1 pseudogene is annotated in these 400 nt (G+C 54.2%); it reads left to right on the forward strand.

What is annotated here, in order from left to right:
- Positions 1-185: 185 nt before the first annotated feature.
- A pseudogene (locus tag WM40_RS32010) lies at positions 186-400 on the forward strand (TonB-dependent siderophore receptor); the annotation flags it as partial.

Genomic DNA, 400 nt, shown 5'->3' on the forward strand with positions numbered 1-400 from the left:
CAAATCGCTGACCTTCAAGCGCCGACCGCAAAGGAGGCGTTCAAATACGATCCGGCAGTCACAACCGTTGCGGATAGTCGCACATTCGAGAGCGGCGAGATGTCGGTTAGAGGCTTAGCCATCGATCCTGAAAATGGGACAAAATCGATGGGCAGTTTTCCCCTGGATGGGCCTCAGATTTGCCAATGGAGGCTTTCGAGCGTGTCGAATTGCTCAAAGGCCTAAGCGGCTTCATGTATGGGTTCGGATCTCCCGGAGGCATTGTCAACTATGTCTTGAAACGCCCTACGGAAAAGCGCTTCACAACGCTCACTGCAGGATACGAGAGCGACGGCGTATTCGCTGAAAAGCTCGATACCGGCGGACGTGCTGGTCCCAATGCCCAATTGGGCTATCGCTT

The organism is Robbsia andropogonis (assembly GCF_000970345.1).
In the GTDB taxonomy this organism is placed as follows: Bacteria; Pseudomonadota; Gammaproteobacteria; order Burkholderiales; family Burkholderiaceae; genus Robbsia; species Robbsia andropogonis.